Raw genomic sequence first — 19,591 nt, 5'->3', positions numbered from 1 at the left:
CGATGGCATCCACGAAGGTCGGCCGCCAGGAGCAGGCTGCCGACATCCTCGCCGGTATCGGCGGGCCGGACAATATTGTGAGCATGACGCACTGCGCGACGCGTTTGCGCCTCGAGCTTGTCGACGCCACCAAGGCCGACAAGGAACGCCTCGAAGCCAACCCCAAGGTGATGGGTGCTGTGCCGCAGGGCGGGAGCCGCTACCAGGTCATCATCGGCGGTGACGTGGCGAATGTGTACAACGACATCAATAACCTGCCGGAGATGGCGGGGCGCGGCGCCGTGTCCAACGACGACTTGAAGAAGCAGCAGCGCGACAAGGCCAAGGGCCGGCTGCCGTGGCTGGATACGTTCTTTGAGTACCTGTCGGACTCGTTCCGTCCGATTCTGGGCGTGTTGCTTGGTGCGTCGCTGATCATCGCGTTTGCGGCGGTGCTCGACGCGTTCCACCTCGTGGACTTCCGCGCGGAGGTGAAGACGCCGGGCTGGCAGTTCGTCGACGCGATGTGGAACTCCGTGTTCTACTTCCTGCCCGTGGCGGTGGCCTACAACGCCGGCAAGAAGCTCAACATTGACCCGTGGGTGCCCGCCGCGATCATGCTGGCGCTGTTCACCCCGAACTACATGACGCTTGCCGAGCACCCCGAGGCGCGCGTGGTCGAACTGTTCGGCGAGCCGACCGATGTGATCGACGTCTTCGGCCTACCGATGATTCACAACGGCTACGAAGGCAACGTCTTCGTGCCGCTCATCATGGCCGCGGTCGCCGCGGCGCTGTACAAGGGTTTCCAGAAGATCATCCCGTCCGCGGTGCACATGGTCTTCGTGCCGTTCCTCACCCTGCTGGTGATGATCCCGGTCACCGCCTTCCTCATCGGCCCCTTCGGCTACCTGCTCGGCGCCTGGATCGGCACCGGCCTGGCCTGGATGAACGGCAACGCCCCGTTCGTCTTCGCCGTCCTCATTCCGATGCTGTACCCATTCCTCGTGCCGCTTGGCCTGCACTGGCCGCTCAACGCCCTGATGCTGGTGAACATTGACACCCTCGGCTACGACTTCATCCAGGGCCCGATGGGCGCATGGAACTTCGCCTGCTTCGGTGCCACCGCCGCGGTGCTGGCTATCTCGCTTCGCGACCGCGACCCGCTCATGCGCCAGACCGCCGGCTCTGCCCTGGCCGCTGGCCTGCTCGGCGGCATCTCCGAGCCGTCGCTCTACGGCATCCACCTGCGCTTCAAGAAGATCTACCCGCGCATGCTCGTCGGCTGCTTCGCCGGTGGCCTGACCATCGCGATCCTGGGCACCCCGTTCGGCGGCGTGAAGACCAACGCGTTCGTGTTCACCTCCATCCCGACCGTGTTCGTGTTCGACCCGATGTGGGTCTACCTCGTCGCGATTGCCGTCGCGTTCTTCACGGCTTTCTTCGTCATCCTCATCACCGACTACCGCACCCCGGAGGAGAAGGCGGAGGCACTTGCCCGCGCCGCCGCTGCGCGTGACGGCGTGGAGACTGAGGCTGCCGACCCCGCCGACCCGGCTCCCGCAACCGCCGCAGCACCCGCTGCCGCCGCTGAGCCCGCCGTGGTGACCAAGGAGGTCCTGGCACCGATCGCCGGCGCGGTCGTCCCGATGGACAAGCTCGGCGACGCCGCCTTCGCCTCCGGCGCGCTCGGCCACGCGGTCGGCATCGAGCCGCAGGCCGACAAGGTCACCGTCGCCGCCCCGGTGTCCGGCAAGGTTATTTCCGTGGCCAAGACGGGCCACGCCTACGGCATCAAGACCGCCGATGGCGTGGAGATCCTGGTGCACATTGGCATCGACACCGTCAAGCTCGGCGGCGAGGGCTTCACGCCGGTCGCTGAGAAGAAGCAGCAGATCAAGGCCGGCGAGCCGCTGGCGGAGGTGGACTTCGCGTCCATCAAGGCCGCCGGTGTCGACCCGACCGTGATCACCACGGTGGTCAACTCCAAGACACTCACCGGTGTTGATGACCTGGCCGCCAACACCGTCGCCGAGGGGCAGCCCGTCCTCGGCGTGACCAAGTAAGGCCCACTCAGCCACAGCGCGCCCGCAGCGGAAGATCCCGCGGCGGGCGCGTTACGCTTAGGGCATGCAAGTCCTGCGCGTGTTTAACAACAACGTCGTGCTCGCCCGCCGCGGCGACGAACCGGTCGTGGTCACCGGCCGTGGCGTGGGCTTCAAGATCAAGCAAGGCGACGCGCTCGACGAGACCAAGGTACAGCGCATCTTCGTGCCTATCGACGGCCGCGACCCCGACCACGCAGGCGAAATGATCGCAGGGCTACCGGCCCGGGCGGTCGACGATGCCGCGGCCGCCCTCGAAGAGATCGGTGTGAATCCACGGCTGACCCTGGTGACCGCCATCGCGGACCACATCGGCGGCGCCGCCGAGCGGGCGAAGGCGGGCACCACCGTGGAGTACCCGCTTCGCGCCGAGGTCACGCACCTCTACCCGGAGGAGGCGGCGCAGGGGGAGCGGCTGCTCGCCGCGATCAACCGGCGGCTCGACGCGCCGCTCCCGCCCGAGGAGGCGACGGCGCTCACCCTCCACCTGGTCAACGCGGGGTTCAACACCGGTAACTTGGCGCAGACGTACCGCATGACGGGCGTGATCCAGCAGATGCTGGACGTGATTGGGGCTGAGTGGGGCTCGGGGGTGGACGTGGCGTCGATAAGCACTGCCCGCTTCATCACGCATGCGAGGTACCTCTTCGTGCGGCTGGAGCGCGGGGCGCAGCTGGACCACGGGAATTCGCCGCTGACGCGCGAGCTGCTGCGCGCGTACCCCGCCGAGATGGAGGTAGCGCGGAAGGTCGCGCAGGTGGTTGAGCTGCGGTTCGGGCGCGAGCTGACTGACGACGAAGTCGCGTACCTGGGGCTTCACGTCGCCAGGCTGCAGGAGGCGCAGGCGGACGAGTAGTGTCGGGGGCGGACTAGCGAAAGGAATGACCATGACCAACCGCACTGTTCTCTACGGAATCGGAGTGTCCGCCGGCACCGCATCCGGCCCGCTTGCAGTTGTGAGGCCCGCCGTCGGCGTGGACGACAACGAGCCGGCCGCCGTCGAGGGCGACAGCGAGCGCGTCAAGGCGGCGCTGCAGGAGGTGGCGGAGTCCCTGAAGCAGCGCGCCGAGCATGCGAACTCCGCGACGTCGAAGCAGGTGCTGGAGGCGACCGCGACGCTGGCGACGGACCGTGGGCTGATTCGCGGTATCGAGAAGGAGCTGAAGAAGGGCACCGGCGTCACGCACGCGATCCACGACGCCGTCGAGGTCTACGCCGGGAAGCTGCGCAAGCTCGGCGGCTACATGGCGGAGCGCGTGACCGACCTGTACGACATCCGCGACCGCGCCACCGCGCGCGTGCGCGGCCTGCCGGAGCCGGGCGTGCCGGACTTCGCCGAGCCGTCGATCCTCGTCGCCCACGACCTCGCGCCCGCCGAGACCGCGACGCTCGACCCGGAGCGCGTGCTGGGCATCGTCACCGAGGGCGGCGGCGCGACCTCGCACACCGCGATCCTGGCCGCGCAGCTGGGCATCCCGGCGGCGGTGCAGGTGAAGGGCATTCTTGGGGCGATTGACGACGCCACACCGCTCGCCATCGACGGCGGCGTCGGCGAAGTCATCGTCGCCCCGTCCGACTCCGACGTGAACGAGCTGGAGGAGCGCTCCCGACGCCGTGCAGAGGCGCTGGCCGGCTCGTCCGGCGAGGGCGCGACCCGCGACGGCTACAAGGTGAAGCTGCTGGCCAACATCGGTACCGCGGAGGACGCGGAGAAGGCCTCCAAGTTCGACCTGGAAGGCTCCGGCCTGTTCCGCACCGAGTTCCTGTTCCTGGACCGCGACTCAGCGCCGACCGTGGACGAGCAGACCGAGACCTACACCCGGGTGCTGCGTGCCTTTGGCAAGCGCCGCGTGGTCGTGCGCACCCTGGACGCGGGCGCGGACAAGCCGCTGAGCTTTGCCGACCTCGGCGAGGAAGAGAACCCGGCGCTGGGCCGCCGCGGGCTGCGCCTGTCCATGGTCCGCGAGGACCTGCTCAACGACCAGCTGCAGGCGCTGGCCAATGCCCACGCCAATGTGCCGGAGGCCGAGCTGTGGGTCATGGCGCCGATGGTCGCCACGGTGGAGGAGACCCAGTGGTTCTGCGACAAGGCCCGCGGTTACGGGCTGCCCAAGGTGGGCATCATGGTGGAGACCCCGGCGGCGGCGATCCGCGCCGGGCACGTGCTGAGCATTGCAGACTTCGCCTCCATCGGCACCAACGACCTGTCCCAGTACACGATGGCCGCCGACCGCATGCAGGGTGAGCTTGCGGAGCTGCTCAGTCCGTGGCAGCCGCCGGTGCTGAACATGATCAAGGCGACCGGCATGGGCGGCTACGCCACCGGCAAGACGGTCGGCGTGTGCGGCGAGGCCGGCGGCGACCCGCTGATGGCGCTCGTGCTTGTCGGCCTGGGCATCACCTCGCTGTCCATGGCCCCGACGAAGGTGAACGCGGTGCGCGCCGCGCTGCGCCTGCACGACATGGACACCTGCCGCCAGATGGCCAACTACGCTGTCGACGCCCCGACCGCGAAGGAAGCGCGCGAGAACGTGCTGAAGATCGCGGATCCGGTGCTCCGCGACCTGCTGTAACGCCTTCCGGGCATGCTTGCCCGCGCGCCAGAGTTGCTGGCGCGCGGGCTTTTGCGTTGGGGGGTCAGTCCGGCGGTTTGCGGCTGGGCGCGCGGGCGGTGTGGTCGGTGCCGGTGGGGGTGGCGTTTCCGTATGGCGAGACGTAATAGATCTGTCCGTCCCGCCGTTCGGTGTGGCCCCGGGCGCCGGTCGCGGCCTGCGAGTTGTGGTACTGGCACAACCAACCAAGGTTCGCGGGCGTGGTATCGCCGCCGTGGCGGTGTTCGCTCATGTGGTGCGCCTGGCAGCGTGTGGCTGGTACGGTGCAGTCTTTCCAGGTGCACGTGGTGGCGTCGGCAAGCATGATCTCGCGGTGTTTCGCCGAGGCAAAACGCGCGTTGTAGGCGTTGACTGGCCCGTCCATTGTGCCGATGAGGATGATGCTGCCAAGCTCATCGAGTTGCATGCGCACGAATTCTTCCCCGGTGGTGATCACCCCGTTGGCGAAGTGGACCTCAACGTCGTCACCCGTGCCGGCGATGATGCGCTGGTAGTCGCCGAGGTCCAGGTTGGCGGTAACGCGTACGAGGTAGTCCGCTTTGGGGCAGTCGTTTGCCAGCCAGCCGGTGATGTTGTTGTTTGCCGCGTCGTAGACGCCTTGGATGGCCAGGGCGGGCCCGGTGATGCGCAGGGTGGCCATGCCGTCGCCGTGGTGGGTCACGCGAACTTTTTCGGGGCGCGGGGGTGCGGGCTGGAGTTCGGCTTTCAGTTCGTTGGCAACGCGGGTGATGTGGGTTAAATCGCCGGGGGTGTTGCACAGGGTGTCGATGTAGGTCCAGCGGGCGGTGGTGTCGGTGATGGTGCGGGCGCTGCGGGCGATGTAGGCGAGGGTGTCCAGGCGGTGCTGGTTGGTTGCGGCGCCGGTGTGGGCGCGGCGTTGGTAGGCGGTGTGGCTGGTTGTGCCGCACAGTACGGTTGCGGCGGTGTGGAGTTGGCGGGCGCGGTCGCGTGGCAGGCCGAGTCCGGTGAGGTCCTCGAGGGTCATGCCAGCGGCCGCCGCGACAAGTTGCATGCCGCGGCGGTCGATGGATACGAGGTCTGCCAGTGCGTTCATGGCAGCCACGTTACCGGCCCTGAGCTGGGGAAACAATGGGTTGTGAGGATTCACCCATTTTCGGCCCGGGAGGGAACCGCGGGCCGGTTTGGTGCGTCTAAATAGGGTTGGGGGTTTGCGTGTTCGCCAGTGGCGAACACGGGATGGATTGGGGCTGTGGCGCGTTAGAGTAGGTGAAAACTCACGACAAGAAGGGGCACACCATGTTCGAGAGGTTTACGGACCGAGCACGGCGCGTGATCGTGCTGGCGCAGGAAGAAGCGCGCGAGCTCAACCACAATTACATGGGCACGGAGCACATCCTGCTCGGCCTGATTAAGGAAGGCGAGGGCGTCGCCGCGAAGGCGCTCGAGCAAATGGGCATCAATCTCGATGACGTGCGCCGCGAGGTCATCGAAATTATCGGCCACGGCTCGCAACCCGTCTCCGGGCACATCCCGTTTACGCCGCGCGCCAAGAAGGTACTCGAGCTGTCGCTGCGCGAGGGCCTCCAGATGGGCCACAAGTACATCGGCACCGAGTTCCTGCTGCTCGGCTTGATCCGCGAGGGCGATGGCGTCGCCGCGCAGGTCTTGACCAAGCTCGGGGCAGACTTGCCGACGGTGCGCCAAACCGTCATCCAGCTGCTCTCCGGCTACGAGGGCGACAACCAGAACCCCGAGGTGCCGCAGGCGGGCCCCGGCCCGGTCGCATCCGGCCCCGGCCCGCGCGGCGGCAACCAGCAGGGCGAGCGCTCCAACTCGCTGGTGCTGGACCAGTTCGGCCGCAACCTCACCGCGGCCGCCAAGGAAGGCAAGCTGGACCCGGTCGTTGGCCGCGACAAGGAGATCGAGCGCATCATGCAGGTGCTCTCCCGCCGCACCAAGAACAACCCGGTGCTCATCGGCGAGCCCGGCGTGGGTAAGACCGCCGTCGTGGAGGGCCTGGCGCTGGACATTGCTAACGGCAAGGTCCCGGAGACGCTGAAGGACAAGCAGGTCTACTCGCTCGACCTCGGCTCGCTGGTGGCGGGTTCGCGCTACCGCGGTGACTTCGAGGAGCGCCTGAAGAAGGTGCTCAAGGAGATCAACCAGCGCGGTGACATCATCCTGTTCATCGACGAGATCCACACGCTCGTCGGCGCGGGTGCTGCCGAGGGTGCGATCGACGCGGCGTCGCTGCTCAAGCCGAAGCTGGCGCGCGGCGAGCTGCAGACCATCGGCGCGACCACGCTCGACGAATACCGCAAGCACATTGAGAAGGACGCGGCGCTCGAGCGTCGTTTCCAGCCCGTGCAGGTGGACGAGCCGAGCCTCGAGGACACCGTGAAGATCCTCAAGGGCCTGCGCGACCGCTACGAGGCGCACCACCGCGTGTCCTACACCGACGACGCGCTCAAGGCTGCTGCGAACCTGTCGGATCGCTACATCAACGACCGCTTCCTGCCGGATAAGGCCGTCGACCTGCTTGACGAGGCCGGCGCACGCATGCGCATCAAGCGCATGACCGCGCCCGAGGAGCTGCGCGAGGTGGACGACCGCATCGCGGAGGTCCGCAAGCAAAAGGAAGCGGCGATCGACGCCCAGGACTTTGAGAAGGCTGCCGGCCTGCGCGACACCGAGCGCAAGTTGGGCGAGGAGCGCGCGGAGAAGGAAAAGAAGTGGCGCTCCGACGATCTCGAGGACATCGCCGAGGTGGGCGAGGACCAGATCGCGGACGTGCTCGCGCACTGGACCGGCATCCCCGTGTTCAAGCTCACCGAGTCCGAGTCCTCGCGCCTGCTGCACATGGAGAACGAGCTGCACAAGCGCATCATCGGCCAGGACGAGGCGGTCAAGGCCGTCTCGCGCTCGATCCGCCGCACCCGCGCGGGCCTGAAGGACCCGAAGCGCCCGTCCGGCTCGTTCATCTTCGCCGGCCCGTCCGGTGTGGGTAAGACCGAGCTGTCGAAGGCGCTGGCCGAGTTCCTCTTCGGCGACGACGACTCGCTGATCCAGGTGGACATGGGCGAGTTCCACGACCGCTTCACCGCGTCGCGCCTGTTCGGTGCGCCTCCGGGATACGTCGGCTACGAGGAGGGCGGCCAGCTCACGGAGAAGGTGCGCCGCAAGCCGTTTAGCGTCGTGCTGTTCGACGAGATCGAGAAGGCACACAAGGAGATCTACAACACGCTCCTGCAGGTGCTCGAGGAGGGCCACGTCACCGACGGCCAGGGCCGCGTCGTGGACTTCAAGAACACCGTGCTCATCTTCACGTCCAACCTTGGTACCGGCGACATTTCGAAGCCGGTCGGCCTCGGCTTCACCGGCAACACCGCCACCGACGCCGACGCGCAGTACGACCGCATGAAGCACAAGGTCAACGACGAGCTGAAGAAGCACTTCCGCCCCGAGTTCCTCAACCGCATCGACGAGATCGTGGTCTTCCGCCAGCTGTCGCAGGAGGAGATCGTGCAGATGGTCGACCTGCTCATCAGCCGCGTCGACCTCAACCTCGCGGCGCAAGATATGGGCATCGAGCTTACCGACGCCGCGAAGAACCTCCTGGCCAAGCGCGGTTTCGACCCCGTCCTGGGCGCCCGTCCGCTGCGCCGCACCATTCAGCGCGAGGTCGAGGACGTGCTGTCCGAGAAGATCCTGTTCGGCGAGATCGGCACCGGCGAGATCATCACCGTCGACGTCGACGGCGATGTCGAGGGGGACGAGAAGAACGCGAATTTCACCTTCACGCCGCGCCCGCGCCCGCTGCCGGCGGAGACCTTCGACGGCGCCGAGACTGCCGAGGGCGAGCCCGCCGATGAGGTCCGCGAGATCGACCCGTCCCGCGAGCAGCCGGAGTCTGAGGCGTCGCGCTTCCCCGATGAGTCGGGCGAGAACGGCACTGACGGCACCGAAGGAACCGACGGCAGCTCCGACGGCCGCGGCCCCGAGCCGGTCTAAGCCGGTCTAAGCCGGGCTGAGCAGGCTCGGCGCCAGCACGGAGCCGACGCCCGCAAGGACCGCGAGCACCGCCAAAATCGACGTCACCGCAACGCGGGTGGCGTCGATCTTTTTCGGCGGCATGTAGTCGGCGAGCCACGCCAGGGCGTCGCCGGCGTTGAGCACGATCGGGGCGGCGTGGCCCGCGACCGGAATGTTGGAGATGGGGTAAGAGCTCAAGCGGGTGAGGGCGTCGGCGTCATCGAAAGGCGTGAGCGAGCTGCCGGAGGACAGCGGCGCCGTCTTCGTGCCCGGGACCGACAGGAGGCGGTACTCCACGTCGGAGCCGAGCGCCTCGTAGTCGCGCGCCAGCTGCGTGGCTTGCGGCTCGGGCACGAGGTCGTCGTCCGGGTTGGTCATCACCATGATCGGTGCGCTGACGGGGACGGTGCCGAGTTTGTTGTGGTTGAGAGTGCGGATGAAGCGCTCGTCGGTGAGCACGAGCTCGGTGAGCGTCTCGCCGCCCTCGAACAGGTCGCCGTGGGGGATCGGCGGGTCGGTGATGCAGGACTTCTCCAGCGCGGCGAACCAGCGGCGGCCCTCGTCGGTGAGGTGCTCCTCGAGCGCCTCGCGGAAGTCGGGGTAGGTCGACGCGTAGCTGATCGTGGAGTAGCCCACGACGGTTTCGAGCATCCCGGTGCTGCCCTGCTCCATCACGGCCAGCGGGTCGGCGGGCGGTGCGCCGGCGAAGGTGGCGCGCACGTCGAGCTCGGGCGCGTAGTCGGCGACCAGCTCGGCGGCCGCGGCGGAGGCGCCCCCGCCCTGGGAGTAGCCCCAAAACGCGATGGCTTCGTCGTCGTGGGCGGTGGCGCGGGCGGCGTCGATAAGCGCGTGGCCCTGCTCGATCCGGTTGAGGTACGTGTGGGTGCCGGGGGTGCCGAGGCCGATGTAGTCGGTGACCACGACGCGGTAGCCGGCGTCGATGAGCGTGCCCACGATCGGCGCCTCGTAGTTGATGCCGATCGAGCCGTCCTTGATGGACGAGAGCATCGCCTCGCCCGCCGACGGCGCGCAGTGGTCCGCCATGCCGCGCGTGCCGGGGGCGACGGCGATGAGGCCGCGCGCGTTGGGCGTGTCGTAGAGCGCGCCGGAGACTTCGACGGTTTCGCCGGCCTCGTTCTGGGAGGTGTAGCGGATGCGCTGGCCGTCGCTGGCCGGCACGTCGGCGCTGCTCAGGAGCGTTCCGGGCGGTTCGCTTATCGACGCCCCCGCCACCGGACTTCCCGCGCACACCAGCGCCACCGCCGTGGCCGGAACGATAAATGTATTGGTCTTCACCAGGCTGATGCTAGGCCAACATGAGCAGGCTGGCAGCCATTAACCCCATTCCGCCCATCATCCAGTAGACGGACGTGTGGTGGTGGCCGGTCTGGATCGCGCTGGGCATCAGCTTGTCGATGCTAATAAACACCATGATCCCCGCCACGGCGGCGTACGACAGCCCCATCGTCTGCGGGCCCATGAACGGGGCGATGAGCGCGAAGCCGACGAGCGCGCCGAGCGGCTCCGCCAGGCCGGACAGGGTGGCCCAGCCGGCGGCGCGCCACCGGTTGCCGGTCCCGCGCGACAGGGGCACGGCAACGGCGACGCCCTCCGGGATGTTGTGCAGCGCGATGGCGATGGCGATCGGGACGGCGAGAACGGGGTCGGTGTAGGCGGCCATGAAGGTGGCGAAGCCCTCGGGGAAGTTGTGCAGCGCGATGGCGATGGCGGTGAGCACGCCCGCGCGGGCCAGCGCGCCGGTCGCGCCCGACGTCTCCGGCTCGTGCGGGTTGATGTCGTCCGGGACGAGCCGGTCGATCACCGCGATGAGCGCCACGCCCGCGAAGAACGCCGCGATCGCGGTCCAGCCGCTGCGCAGCGAGTCCATCGCCTCCGGCAGCAGCTCCACGAGCGAGATGTAGACCATGACGCCTGCGGAGAACCCGAGCGAGCCCGCGAGGAAGCGGTCGCCGATGTCGCCTTTCAGCGCGACGATGACGCCGCCGAGGCCCGTGGACAGGCCGGCGAGCATCGAGATGGCGAAGGCGGTTGCGAACATAGCTCGAATATAGCGCTACCGCGGCAGGCGGAAGCGACCGTCCTCGTCCTGCACCGCGAGCCCGTCGTCGAGCAGCGAGAAGAGGGCGCGGTGGGTTTGTGCGGGGTGGTGCCACGTGGCGTCGATAAGCGATTGCTCCACGGGCTCGGTCGATTCGCGCAGCAGACGCATGATCTTGCCGCGCACCTGGCGGTCGGTGCCCGCGAACTTCTGCGAGCGCGGCTTCTCCGCGGCCGGCGGCTTCCCGGCGGCGAGCCACGCGCAGTCGACGACTGGGCATTCGCCGCAGCGCGGGTCGCGGGCGGTGCACACGAGCGCCCCGAGCTCCATGAGCGCGACCGACAGCTGCGGCCCGTGCGGGATCTCGGTGAGCTCGCGCTTCGACGGCTTCGCGGTCGCCTCGCCGCGCACCGCCCGCGCGTGCACGCGCCGCACGTTGGTGTCCACCACCGGCACGTCGCGCCCGTACGCGAAGTTGGCCACGGCGCCCGCGGTGTAGTCGCCGATGCCGGGCAGCGCGAGCAGCGCGTCCACGTCCGCCGGCACGTCGCCGCCATGCTTATCGACGATCACCCGCGCGCACTCCAGCAACCGCAGCGCCCGCCGCGGGTACCCCAGGTTGCCCCAGGCGCGCAGCACCTCGTCCGCCTCTGCCTGCGCGAAGGCGCGCGGGGTGGGCCAGCGCGCGATCCACTCCTGCCAGATCGGGGCGACGCGGTCGACCTGGGTCTGGTGGCTCATGACCTCGGAAAGCAGCACGCCCCAGGCGGTGGTGCCGGGGGAGCGCCACGGCAGGTCGCGCGCGTTGGCCTCGTACCAGGCGATTAAATGTTCATATTGCTTCGATTCATCCACGATGAGTGACAGAATAGGCACATGACTCAACAAACGACAGCCACCCCATCCACTCCGACCGACGTCTGGGCCGCGCTCAAGGAGGGCAACGAGCGCTTCGCCACCGACGAGACGCTGGCGCCGAACCGCGACACGGCCCGCCGCCAGTCGCTCACCGCGGGCCAGAACCCGGTCGCGGCCGTCATCGCCTGCTCCGACTCGCGCGTGCCGGTCGAGCTGCTGCTCGACGCCGGCTTCGGCGACGTCTTTGTCATCCGCAACGCGGGCGGTTGCATCGACTCCTCCGTCGCCGGCTCCGTTGACTTCGCGGTGCAGGACCTCGGCGTCTCGCTGGTCCTGTTCCTGTCGCACGAGCGCTGCGGCGCGGTCGGCGCCGCGATCCAGGGCGTGAACAGTGCGAAGCTACCCACCGGCCTGACCCGCGTGTTCGTGGAGAAGATCGCTCCCTCCGTGCTGACGGCGCAGGCGGACGGCCCCGTGGATTCGTCGGAAATCGAGCGCACCCACGCCCGCGTCACTGCAACGCACCTCCTCGACCGGATCCCGTCGCTGCGCAAGGGCATTGACGACGGCACCGTGGGCCTGGTCGGCGCGCGCTACCGCCTGGAGGACGGCCGCGTCGAGACCGTGTACGAGAACTTCGGTGGCTAAGGTAAAGGCATGACTTACCAGCGTCCCACCGACCAGCGCCCGCCGAAGCGTCCGCTTCCGCCCGAGATTTACATGCGACGCCGCGTGGTCGTCCTCGTGGCGCTCCTGGTCCTCGTCGGGCTGATCGTGTGGGGCCTGTCCGCGGTGGCGCGCTCCGGCGGCGATGGCGCCGACACGGCGAGCAGCTCGGTCGAGGCGACCGCCAGCCCGAGCCCCAGCGAGGAGAAGCCGAAGGCGGAGCCGACCGAGACCGTCGTCGGTGAAGAATCCGGCACGAGCGCTGCCAGCTCTGCCAGCGAGACAGCGTCTTCCGAGCCGAGCGTCGCTGCCGCGCCCGCGAACCCGGGCGAGTGCTCGCTGAAGGACCTCCAGATTACGGCGACGACGAACCAGCCGTCCTACCCGGCGGGCACGGAGCCGGTGCTGTACATGGAGGTGCGCAACCCCACCGACGTGGACTGCAACATCAACCTCGACGAGGCGAAGCTGCGCTTCGAGGTGTACGCGATGGGCACCAACGAGCGCGTCTGGGCGGACACGGACTGCTACGAGCCCGTCGTCGGCGGGATGCAGACGTTCGCTCCGGGCGCGACCCGCGGGTTCGAGGCGCGCTGGTCCGCCACCGGGTCCGCGCCGGAGGCGTGCGAGAACCGCCAGCCGGTGCCGGCCGGGTCCTACTTCCTGCACGCCGTGATCGGCGATAACGCCTCCGACCCGGCGCCGTTTAACATCACTTAGCGGGGGAGACGGCAGCGATCGCCTCGCCGAGCGTGGACACCCGCGTGATGTCCATGCCGGGCGCGTCCGCGTCGCCGTCGGCGGGCACGATCGCGCGCTCGTAGCCCAGCCGCGCCGCCTCCTGCAGGCGCCGCTGCAGGCTGGGGACGCGGCGCAGCTCGCCGGCGAGCCCGACCTCGCCGATCACCACCGTCTTCGGTGGCAGGGGAGTCTCGTGCAGGCTCGACCAGGTGGCCAGCGCCACGGCCAGGTCGGTGGCGGTCTCGGTGATGCGCACCCCGCCGACGGTGGCCACGTAGGCGTCCTTGTCGTTCGTGCGCTGCCCGCAGCGCGCCTGCAGGACCGCGAGCACCATGGGCACCCGGTTGAAGTCCAGGCCGGTAACGACGCGCCGCGGGTTCTTGTTCACGGGGTCGACGGTCAGCGCTTGGACCTCGGCGAGCATGGGGCGCACGCCGTCCATCGCCACCGTCACCGCGGACCCGTCTGGCGTCTTCCCCCGGTGCGAGAGGAACAAGCCGGACGGGTCTGGCACCTCCCGGATGCCGTCGGCGGTCTGCTCGAAGCAGCCGACCTCATCGGTTGCCCCGAACCGGTTCTTGATGCCGCGCAGCATGCGCAGCGTGGAGTGCCGGTCGCCCTCAAAGTTCAGTACCACGTCCACCAGGTGCTCCAGCACGCGCGGGCCGGCGACGTTGCCGTCCTTAGTCACGTGCCCCACCAGCAGGACGGGCAGGTTGGTCCGCTTTGCCAGGCTGGTCAGCGCGGCCGTCACCGCGCGCGATTGCGCCACCCCGCCCGCGACGCCTTCGACGCCGCTGGCCTGCATGGTTTGCACGGAGTCGACGATGAGCAGCGACGGCTTCACCTGCTCGACGTGCCCGAACACCACGTCTAGGTTGGATTCCGCCGCCAGGTAGAGGCTGTCGTGCAGGGCCCCGGTGCGCTCGGCGCGCCCCCGCACCTGGCCGGCCGATTCCTCGGCGGTGACGTACAGCGTGTTGCGCCCCTGGGCGGCCCAGCGCGACGCGACCTCCAGCAGGAGCGTGGATTTGCCCACGCCCGGCTCGCCGGCCATGAGGACCACGGAGCCGGGGACGACGCCGCTGCCCAGCACCCGGTCGAGCTCGGTGATGCCGGAGGCGATGGTGTGGGTCGTCGTGGCGTCGATAAGCGTGATGGGCTCCGCTGAAGACGTGGGCGTCAGCGCGGAGCTGGTGGCGACGGGTGTTTGTTCCTGCAGGGTCCCCCACGACCCGCACTCGGGGCAGCGCCCGAGCCACTTCGGTGCAGTGTATCCACACTCGGTGCAGGTGTGGACGCTGCGCGGTTTTTTAGCGATCTGCCTCGCGCTCCACCTGGCCGGACTCCAGCAGCGGCGCGGACACGGTCGCGTCCACGGTCACGGAGCCGCTGTCAAAGTCGAACTCGACCGGCACGGTGCCGCCGTACGCGAAGTCGTCGTTGGCCACGGTGGTGGGCACGTACTGGATGCACGCGTCCTCGGACTGCGGCACGTTGGCCAGGCTCTCGGCGGCGTCAGCGACGAGCACGCAGTTGTACCCGATCGGCTCCGCGCCCTGGACGTTCGCCGGCGTGCCGTTGACCTTCACGGACCGCAGGGTGTGGTCCTTCATCGCGGTGTCCTGGTTGGTGGCGGTGAACTTCACCGCGGCCTGGCCGTTTTCCTGCAGGATGACGGTGGCGTCCTGGACGGAAACCTCCCGGTTGTCGGTGAAGGCGGTAGCGCCGTCGACGGCGGCGACCTGGTCGGAGGTCTGGGTGATCTGACCGGCGGAGCAGCCGGACAGTGCCAATGCGGACGCGGCCACCAGAGCGGCAACCGGCTTCAGGGACTTCACGTGGGTGTCCTCCATCGTAATAGTGCGCGTAGATTTCTCCGCCTTACCTTAGTCCCAGCTGTCCTAGTTTTCCCAGTTTCCCGGGCCGCCCCAGGGGAGCTGGGGCATCCGGGGGTAAACTTTCGGATCCTTTCACGAGCTCTTGCTTGACTACGCTCCCCGCCCCCTCCGCGAAGCAAGGCACCCGAAAGCTACGGTGGTAGGGTTGGTCAACGATGTCTGAAGGAGCTGCTATGGAATTCAAGGTCGGAGAAGTTGTGGTCTACCCGCACCACGGCGCGGCGAAGATCGCCGATATTGAACAGCGCGAGATCGGCGGGGAGAAGCTGGATTACCTCGTGCTGCAAATCCTCCAATCCGACCTGGAGGTCCGCGTACCTGTGAAGAACACCGAGTTGGTCGGTGTGCGCGATGTGGTCAACGAGGAAGGCCTGCAGAAGGTCTTCTCCGTGCTGCGCGAGGAGGACGTGGAGGAGGCCGGCAACTGGTCCCGCCGCTACAAGGCGAACCAGGAGCGCCTCGCCTCGGGCGACATTAATAAGGTGGCGGAGGTCGTGCGCGACCTTTGGCGCCGCGACCAGGGCAAGGGCTTGTCCGCGGGCGAGAAGCGCATGCTGGGCAAGGCGCGCCACATCCTGGTCGGCGAGCTCGCGCTGGCTGAGCCGGTGGACGAGAAGAAGGTCGCGGAGCTGGAACAGGGCATCCAGAAGATCATCGACGAGCAGGTCAAGGCCGGCATCTCCTTCGCCCCGGAGCCGGAGGATGCCGAGGAGGACGACCTGGATTACGGGGACCTGTCCTTCGACGACGAGAAGTAGCGCCGTGTCGCGCCGGGTCGTCGCGGTCGTCGCAGCCGCGGGTCAGGGCACGCGCCTGGGGGCGGCCGTGCCGAAAGCGTACGTGCCGCTGCGCGGCCGCAGCCTGCTCGAGCGCTCCGTCACCGCGCTGGAGACCGCCGAGATCGTCGACGCGATCTACGTCGTGGTCAGCCCGTCGATGGAGGACGTGGCCAGGCGCGCGCTGCGCGGCCACGAGGTGCGCTTTGTCCACGGCGGCGCAGAGCGCGCCGACTCCATCTTCGCTGCGCTGCGGGCCATTCCGCTTGACGACGCCTGCGTGCTCGTCCACGACGCCGCCCGCGCCCTCACCCCGCCGGGGATGATCGCGCGCGTGGCGCGCCGCGTGCTGGACGGCGCGGACGCGGTCGTCCCGGTCCTCCCGGTCGCGGACACGATCAAGGAGGTCGATGCCGCCGGCGCCGTGGTTGCCACCCCGGACCGTTCGCGTCTGCGCGCGGTCCAGACGCCGCAGGGCTTCGACCTGCGCGCACTCCGCGCGGCCAACGAGGCATACTTCGGCGGCAGCCGTTCCTTTGTGGCTACTGACGACGCCTCGCTGATGGAATGGTTCGGCGCGGACGTCGTCACCGTGCAGGGCGACCCGATGGCGTTCAAGATCACCACCCCGATCGACCTCCGCCTGGCCACGAGCATCACCGACGAGGCCGAGCCCACCGTCTTTGAGATCCCGGGCGCCTCGCCGTCGCCCCGGTAAGGTGGCGGGCATGACACACCAGATGACCAAGCTGCGCGTGGGTAACGCGTTCGACGCCCACCAGATCCAGGAGGGCAAGCCGTGCTGGATCGCGGGAATCCTGCACGAGGGGGTCGACGGCTGCGAAGGGCACTCCGACGGCGACGTGGTCGCGCACGCGATCGTGGACGCGGTGCTCTCGGCTGCGGGCCTGGGGGACCTGGGTTCCTTCGTGGGCGTGGGGCGCCCGGAGTACGACGGCGTGAAAGGCACCGAGCTGCTCAGGGAGTTGCGCGAGTTGCTGGGGCGGGAAGGGGTGAGCGTCGTGAATGCTTCTGCCCAGCTCATCGGGCAGAGCCCGAAGATGGGCCCGGTGCGCGAGCAGGCGGAGCAGGTCCTGGGCGAGGCGCTCGGCGCGCCCGTATCTGTGTCGGCGACGACAACGGACCACATGGGCTTTACCGGCGCGGGCCAGGGGAGGGCTGCGATTGCGACGGCGCTGGTTGAACTAAGCTAGCTGGCGTGACTCAACGCATCTTCGATACCAAAACCCGCACGCTGCAAGACTTCACGCCCCTCCGCGAGGGGCACGTCTCGATCTACCTGTGTGGCGCGACTCCGCAGTCCGCGCCGCACATCGGGCACTTGCGCTCCGGTGTGGCCTTTGACATCGTGCGGCGCTGGTTTGCGGCGAAGGGCATGGACGTGGCGTTCGCGCGCAACGTCACCGATATTGATGACAAGATCCTGAACAAGGCCGCCGAACACGGCCGCCCCTGGTGGGAGTGGGTGTCCACCTACGAGCGCGAGTTCACCCGCGCCTACAACACGCTTGGCGTTTTGCCGCCGTCGGTGGAGCCGCGCGCCACGGGCCACGTGACGCAGATGGTGGAGTACATGCAGCGGCTCATTGACCGCGGCTTCGCCTACGCCTCCGACGGGTCCGTGTACTTCGACGTGGACGCTTGGGTCGCCGCCGACGGCTCGGACTACGGCTCGCTGTCCGGAAACCGGCCGGAGGACATGGCGCGCAGCGAGACCGGCGCCGGTAAGCGCGGCCCGCTCGATTTCGCGCTGTGGAAGGCGGCGAAGCCGGGCGAGCCGAGCTGGCCGACCCCGTGGGGCGACGGCCGCCCGGGCTGGCACCTGGAGTGCTCGGCGATGTCCACCTGGTACCTGGGCGCCGAGTTTGACATCCACGGTGGCGGGCTTGACCTGCAGTTCCCGCACCACGAGAACGAGCAGGCGCAGTCCCACGCCGCGGGCGACGGCTTCGCACAGTTCTGGATGCACAACCACTGGGTGACCATGGCCGGCGAGAAGATGTCGAAGTCGCTGGGCAACGTGCTCTCCATCGACAACATGCTCGAGTCGGTCCGCCCGGTCGAGTTGCGCTACTACCTCGGCAGCGCGCACTACCGCAGCGTGCTCGAGTACTCGCCGGAGGCCCTGCAGGAGGCGGCCGCCGGGTACCGCCGCATCGAGGACTTCGTGCACCGCGCGGGCTCGCCCGAACCATCGGCCTGGACCGCCGCGTTCGAGCAGGCGCTTAACGACGATTTCTCCGTCCCCAAAGCACTCGCCGAAATCCACAACACGGTCCGGGCTGGCAACAGCGCGCTCGCGTCCGGCGACGCCGAGCAGGCGTCCGCGCTGGCGGCGCAGGTGCGCGCGATGGCCGCCGTGTTGGGCGTCGACCCGGTCGCGTGGGACAATGCTGGCGGAAACGCAGGCGGCGACACCGACCGCACGCTCGAGGCCCTGGACACGCTTGTGCAGGCGGAGCTTCAGCGTCGGACGGAGGCGCGCGCCGCGAAGAACTGGGCGGTTGCAGACGAGGTGCGCGACCGCCTCGCCGCCGCGGGCATCGAGGTCACCGACACCGCCGACGGCCCCACCTGGCAGATCAAGGAGTAGGAGACGAGATGGCAAAGCCGTACCAGCGTCCGGATAAGCAGAAGACGAGCAAGAAGGGCGCCACGAAGGGCTCGGGCGGCCAGCGCCGCCGCGGTCTGCGCGGCAAGGGCGCGACGCCGAAGGCGGAGGACCGCGTCTACCACGCGGCCCACAAGCGCAAGCAGGCGCAGCAGCGCCGCAACCAGGGGCGCCACGAGCGCGAGGTGGCGGACATGGTGGTGGGCCGCAACCCGGTCATCGAGTGCCTGCACGCCAAGGTGCCCGCCGAGGCGCTCTACGTGGCGCAGGGCACTGGCCACGACAACCGGCTGAGCGAGGCGGTGGCACTGTCGCAGTCGCGCGGGATCCCGGTCGCCGAGGTGCCGAAGCGCACCCTGGACGAGATGACCGGCAACGGTATGCACCAGGGCATCGGCCTGAAGATCCAGCCGTACAAGTACGCCGACGTCTTTGACCTGATGGGCCAGGTGCAGGGCAACGGCATGTTCGTAGTGCTGGACAACATCACGGACCCGCGCAACCTTGGCGCGGTGATCCGCTCCGTGGCGGCGTTCGGCGGCGACGGCGTGATCATCCCGGAGCGCCGCTCCGCCCAGGTCACGGGCGTGGCCTGGCGCACCTCCGCCGGCACCGCGGCGCGCCTGCCGGTGGCGAAGGCGACCAACCTCACCCGCACCATCAAGGAGTTCAAGGACAACGGCTACATGGTCGTCGGCCTGGACGCCGGCGGCGAGCACACGCTGGACACCTTCGACGGTGCCTGCGACCCGGTGGTCATCGTCGTCGGTTCCGAGGGCAAGGGGATCTCCCGCCTGGTGCGTGAGAACTGCGACGTGATCATGTCCATCCCCACCGCGGACTGGGTGGAATCGCTCAACGCCTCGGTCGCGGCGTCGGTAGTGCTCAGCGAGTTCGCCCGCCAGCGCCGCGCGGCGAAGTAGGGGGCGCACTTTAACCTCCAGTTGACGTGAGGCCGTAAGAACACTAGCATTATGCCCAATCGTTCAGCCCGCCTTAAGAGTTATTCTTAAGTGTGGGCTGGATCTTTATCAACGTATTGGGGGAGCGTTGAGCGCCAGATCATTGAAGCCGGCTGCCACAGTGGAGCAGCAAATTGCCATCCTCAAAGCCAGAAACATGTTGGTGGACGAGGAACTGGGTTAAGCGACAAAATGTGTGCTTTTTTGGGGGTGGGATGGGTGGTTTTTGGGTGTGTTGTGCTGGGGTTATGTTCGTCCTGCCCAGCCGTGTCGGATGGCCCAGGAGGGGTTGAAGTCGGTGTCGATG

At 68.4% G+C, this 19,591-nt stretch carries 17 protein-coding genes; 11 read left to right on the top strand and 6 right to left on the bottom strand.

What is annotated here, in order from left to right:
- Positions 1 to 2: 2 nt before the first annotated feature.
- From OVO38_RS11330 to ptsP, 3 genes are all read left to right on the top strand, one after another.
- Positions 3 to 2,045, top strand: a complete 2,043-nt coding sequence (locus OVO38_RS11330; RefSeq protein WP_267208542.1) for a glucose PTS transporter subunit IIA — start codon at positions 3 to 5, stop codon at positions 2,043 to 2,045.
- A 64-nt stretch (positions 2,046 to 2,109) separates the two neighbouring features.
- Complete coding sequence (locus OVO38_RS11325; RefSeq protein WP_267208541.1) at positions 2,110 to 2,940, top strand: PRD domain-containing protein; 831 nt, start codon at positions 2,110 to 2,112, stop codon at positions 2,938 to 2,940.
- A 31-nt stretch (positions 2,941 to 2,971) separates the two neighbouring features.
- A complete protein-coding gene (ptsP, locus tag OVO38_RS11320; protein WP_095275585.1) occupies positions 2,972 to 4,657 on the top strand; it encodes a phosphoenolpyruvate--protein phosphotransferase in 1,686 nt (561 codons plus the stop codon).
- 64 nt (positions 4,658 to 4,721) lie between these two features.
- Here the strand turns inward: ptsP and OVO38_RS11315 are convergent, their stop codons facing one another.
- Positions 4,722 to 5,750 carry an HNH endonuclease signature motif containing protein gene (locus OVO38_RS11315; protein WP_122085364.1) on the bottom strand — a complete coding sequence of 343 codons (1,029 nt, stop codon included), beginning with the start codon at positions 5,748 to 5,750 and terminating at the stop codon, positions 4,722 to 4,724.
- A 203-nt stretch (positions 5,751 to 5,953) separates the two neighbouring features.
- Here OVO38_RS11315 and OVO38_RS11310 point away from each other — a divergent pair, with 203 nt between their 5' ends.
- Positions 5,954 to 8,668, top strand: a complete 2,715-nt coding sequence (locus tag OVO38_RS11310; protein WP_267208540.1) for an ATP-dependent Clp protease ATP-binding subunit — start codon at positions 5,954 to 5,956, stop codon at positions 8,666 to 8,668.
- A 6-nt stretch (positions 8,669 to 8,674) separates the two neighbouring features.
- On the opposite strand, the gene OVO38_RS11305 is transcribed toward OVO38_RS11310, so the two are convergent.
- From OVO38_RS11305 to OVO38_RS11295, 3 genes are read right to left on the bottom strand one after another with little or no spacing between them, the layout of a single operon-like run.
- A complete protein-coding gene (locus OVO38_RS11305; protein ID WP_267208539.1) occupies positions 8,675 to 9,985 on the bottom strand; it encodes a lipase family protein in 1,311 nt (436 codons plus the stop codon).
- A gap of 10 nt (positions 9,986 to 9,995) precedes the next feature.
- Complete coding sequence (zupT, locus tag OVO38_RS11300; protein WP_267208538.1) at positions 9,996 to 10,748, bottom strand: zinc transporter ZupT; 753 nt, start codon at positions 10,746 to 10,748, stop codon at positions 9,996 to 9,998.
- A gap of 15 nt (positions 10,749 to 10,763) precedes the next feature.
- Positions 10,764 to 11,603 carry an A/G-specific adenine glycosylase gene (locus tag OVO38_RS11295; protein WP_267208537.1) on the bottom strand — a complete coding sequence of 280 codons (840 nt, stop codon included), beginning with the start codon at positions 11,601 to 11,603 and terminating at the stop codon, positions 10,764 to 10,766.
- Positions 11,604 to 11,624: 21 nt separating this feature from the next.
- Here OVO38_RS11295 and OVO38_RS11290 point away from each other — a divergent pair, with 21 nt between their 5' ends.
- Both OVO38_RS11290 and OVO38_RS11285 read left to right on the top strand, forming a co-directional pair.
- Positions 11,625 to 12,254, top strand: coding sequence for a carbonic anhydrase (locus OVO38_RS11290; protein ID WP_095546712.1), 630 nt, complete (start codon positions 11,625 to 11,627; stop codon positions 12,252 to 12,254).
- A 9-nt stretch (positions 12,255 to 12,263) separates the two neighbouring features.
- Positions 12,264 to 12,992, top strand: coding sequence for a hypothetical protein (locus tag OVO38_RS11285; RefSeq protein WP_095536283.1), 729 nt, complete (start codon positions 12,264 to 12,266; stop codon positions 12,990 to 12,992).
- Here the strand turns inward: OVO38_RS11285 and radA are convergent.
- On the bottom strand, positions 12,985 to 14,334 hold the full coding sequence (gene radA / locus OVO38_RS11280; RefSeq protein WP_267208556.1) for a DNA repair protein RadA: 1,350 nt from the start codon (positions 14,332 to 14,334) through the stop codon (positions 12,985 to 12,987). The genes OVO38_RS11285 and radA overlap by 8 nt on opposite strands.
- On the bottom strand, positions 14,327 to 14,869 hold the full coding sequence (locus OVO38_RS11275) for a hypothetical protein (RefSeq protein WP_095536281.1): 543 nt from the start codon (positions 14,867 to 14,869) through the stop codon (positions 14,327 to 14,329). The genes radA and OVO38_RS11275 overlap by 8 nt, the downstream gene beginning before the upstream one ends.
- Before the next feature lie 218 nt (positions 14,870 to 15,087).
- Here OVO38_RS11275 and OVO38_RS11270 point away from each other — a divergent pair, with 218 nt between their 5' ends.
- The 5 genes from OVO38_RS11270 to rlmB are packed head-to-tail and all read left to right on the top strand — an operon-like array spanning position 15,088 to position 19,245.
- Entirely contained in the window at positions 15,088 to 15,672 is a 585-nt protein-coding gene (locus OVO38_RS11270) for a CarD family transcriptional regulator (RefSeq protein WP_095278725.1), read from the top strand.
- 4 nt (positions 15,673 to 15,676) lie between these two features.
- The gene (ispD, locus tag OVO38_RS11265) at positions 15,677 to 16,408 is read left to right on the top strand and encodes a 2-C-methyl-D-erythritol 4-phosphate cytidylyltransferase (protein ID WP_267208536.1); all 732 of its coding nucleotides are present in this window, start codon (positions 15,677 to 15,679) and stop codon (positions 16,406 to 16,408) included.
- Positions 16,409 to 16,418: 10 nt separating this feature from the next.
- Entirely contained in the window at positions 16,419 to 16,904 is a 486-nt protein-coding gene (ispF, locus tag OVO38_RS11260) for a 2-C-methyl-D-erythritol 2,4-cyclodiphosphate synthase (protein ID WP_095536279.1), read from the top strand.
- Between the two features lie 5 nt (positions 16,905 to 16,909).
- Entirely contained in the window at positions 16,910 to 18,304 is a 1,395-nt protein-coding gene (gene cysS / locus OVO38_RS11255) for a cysteine--tRNA ligase (protein ID WP_267208535.1), read from the top strand.
- Positions 18,305 to 18,312: 8 nt separating this feature from the next.
- The gene (gene rlmB, locus OVO38_RS11250; RefSeq protein WP_095536277.1) at positions 18,313 to 19,245 is read left to right on the top strand and encodes a 23S rRNA (guanosine(2251)-2'-O)-methyltransferase RlmB; all 933 of its coding nucleotides are present in this window, start codon (positions 18,313 to 18,315) and stop codon (positions 19,243 to 19,245) included.
- The last annotated feature ends 346 nt before the right edge of the window (positions 19,246 to 19,591 follow it).

This window comes from Corynebacterium sp. Marseille-P8863 (assembly GCF_946902955.1).
GTDB classification, from domain to species: Bacteria; Actinomycetota; Actinomycetes; order Mycobacteriales; family Mycobacteriaceae; genus Corynebacterium; species Corynebacterium gottingense.
The sequence above is the reverse complement of the archived record's forward strand: the minus strand, read 5'-3'. Positions and strand labels throughout refer to the sequence as shown.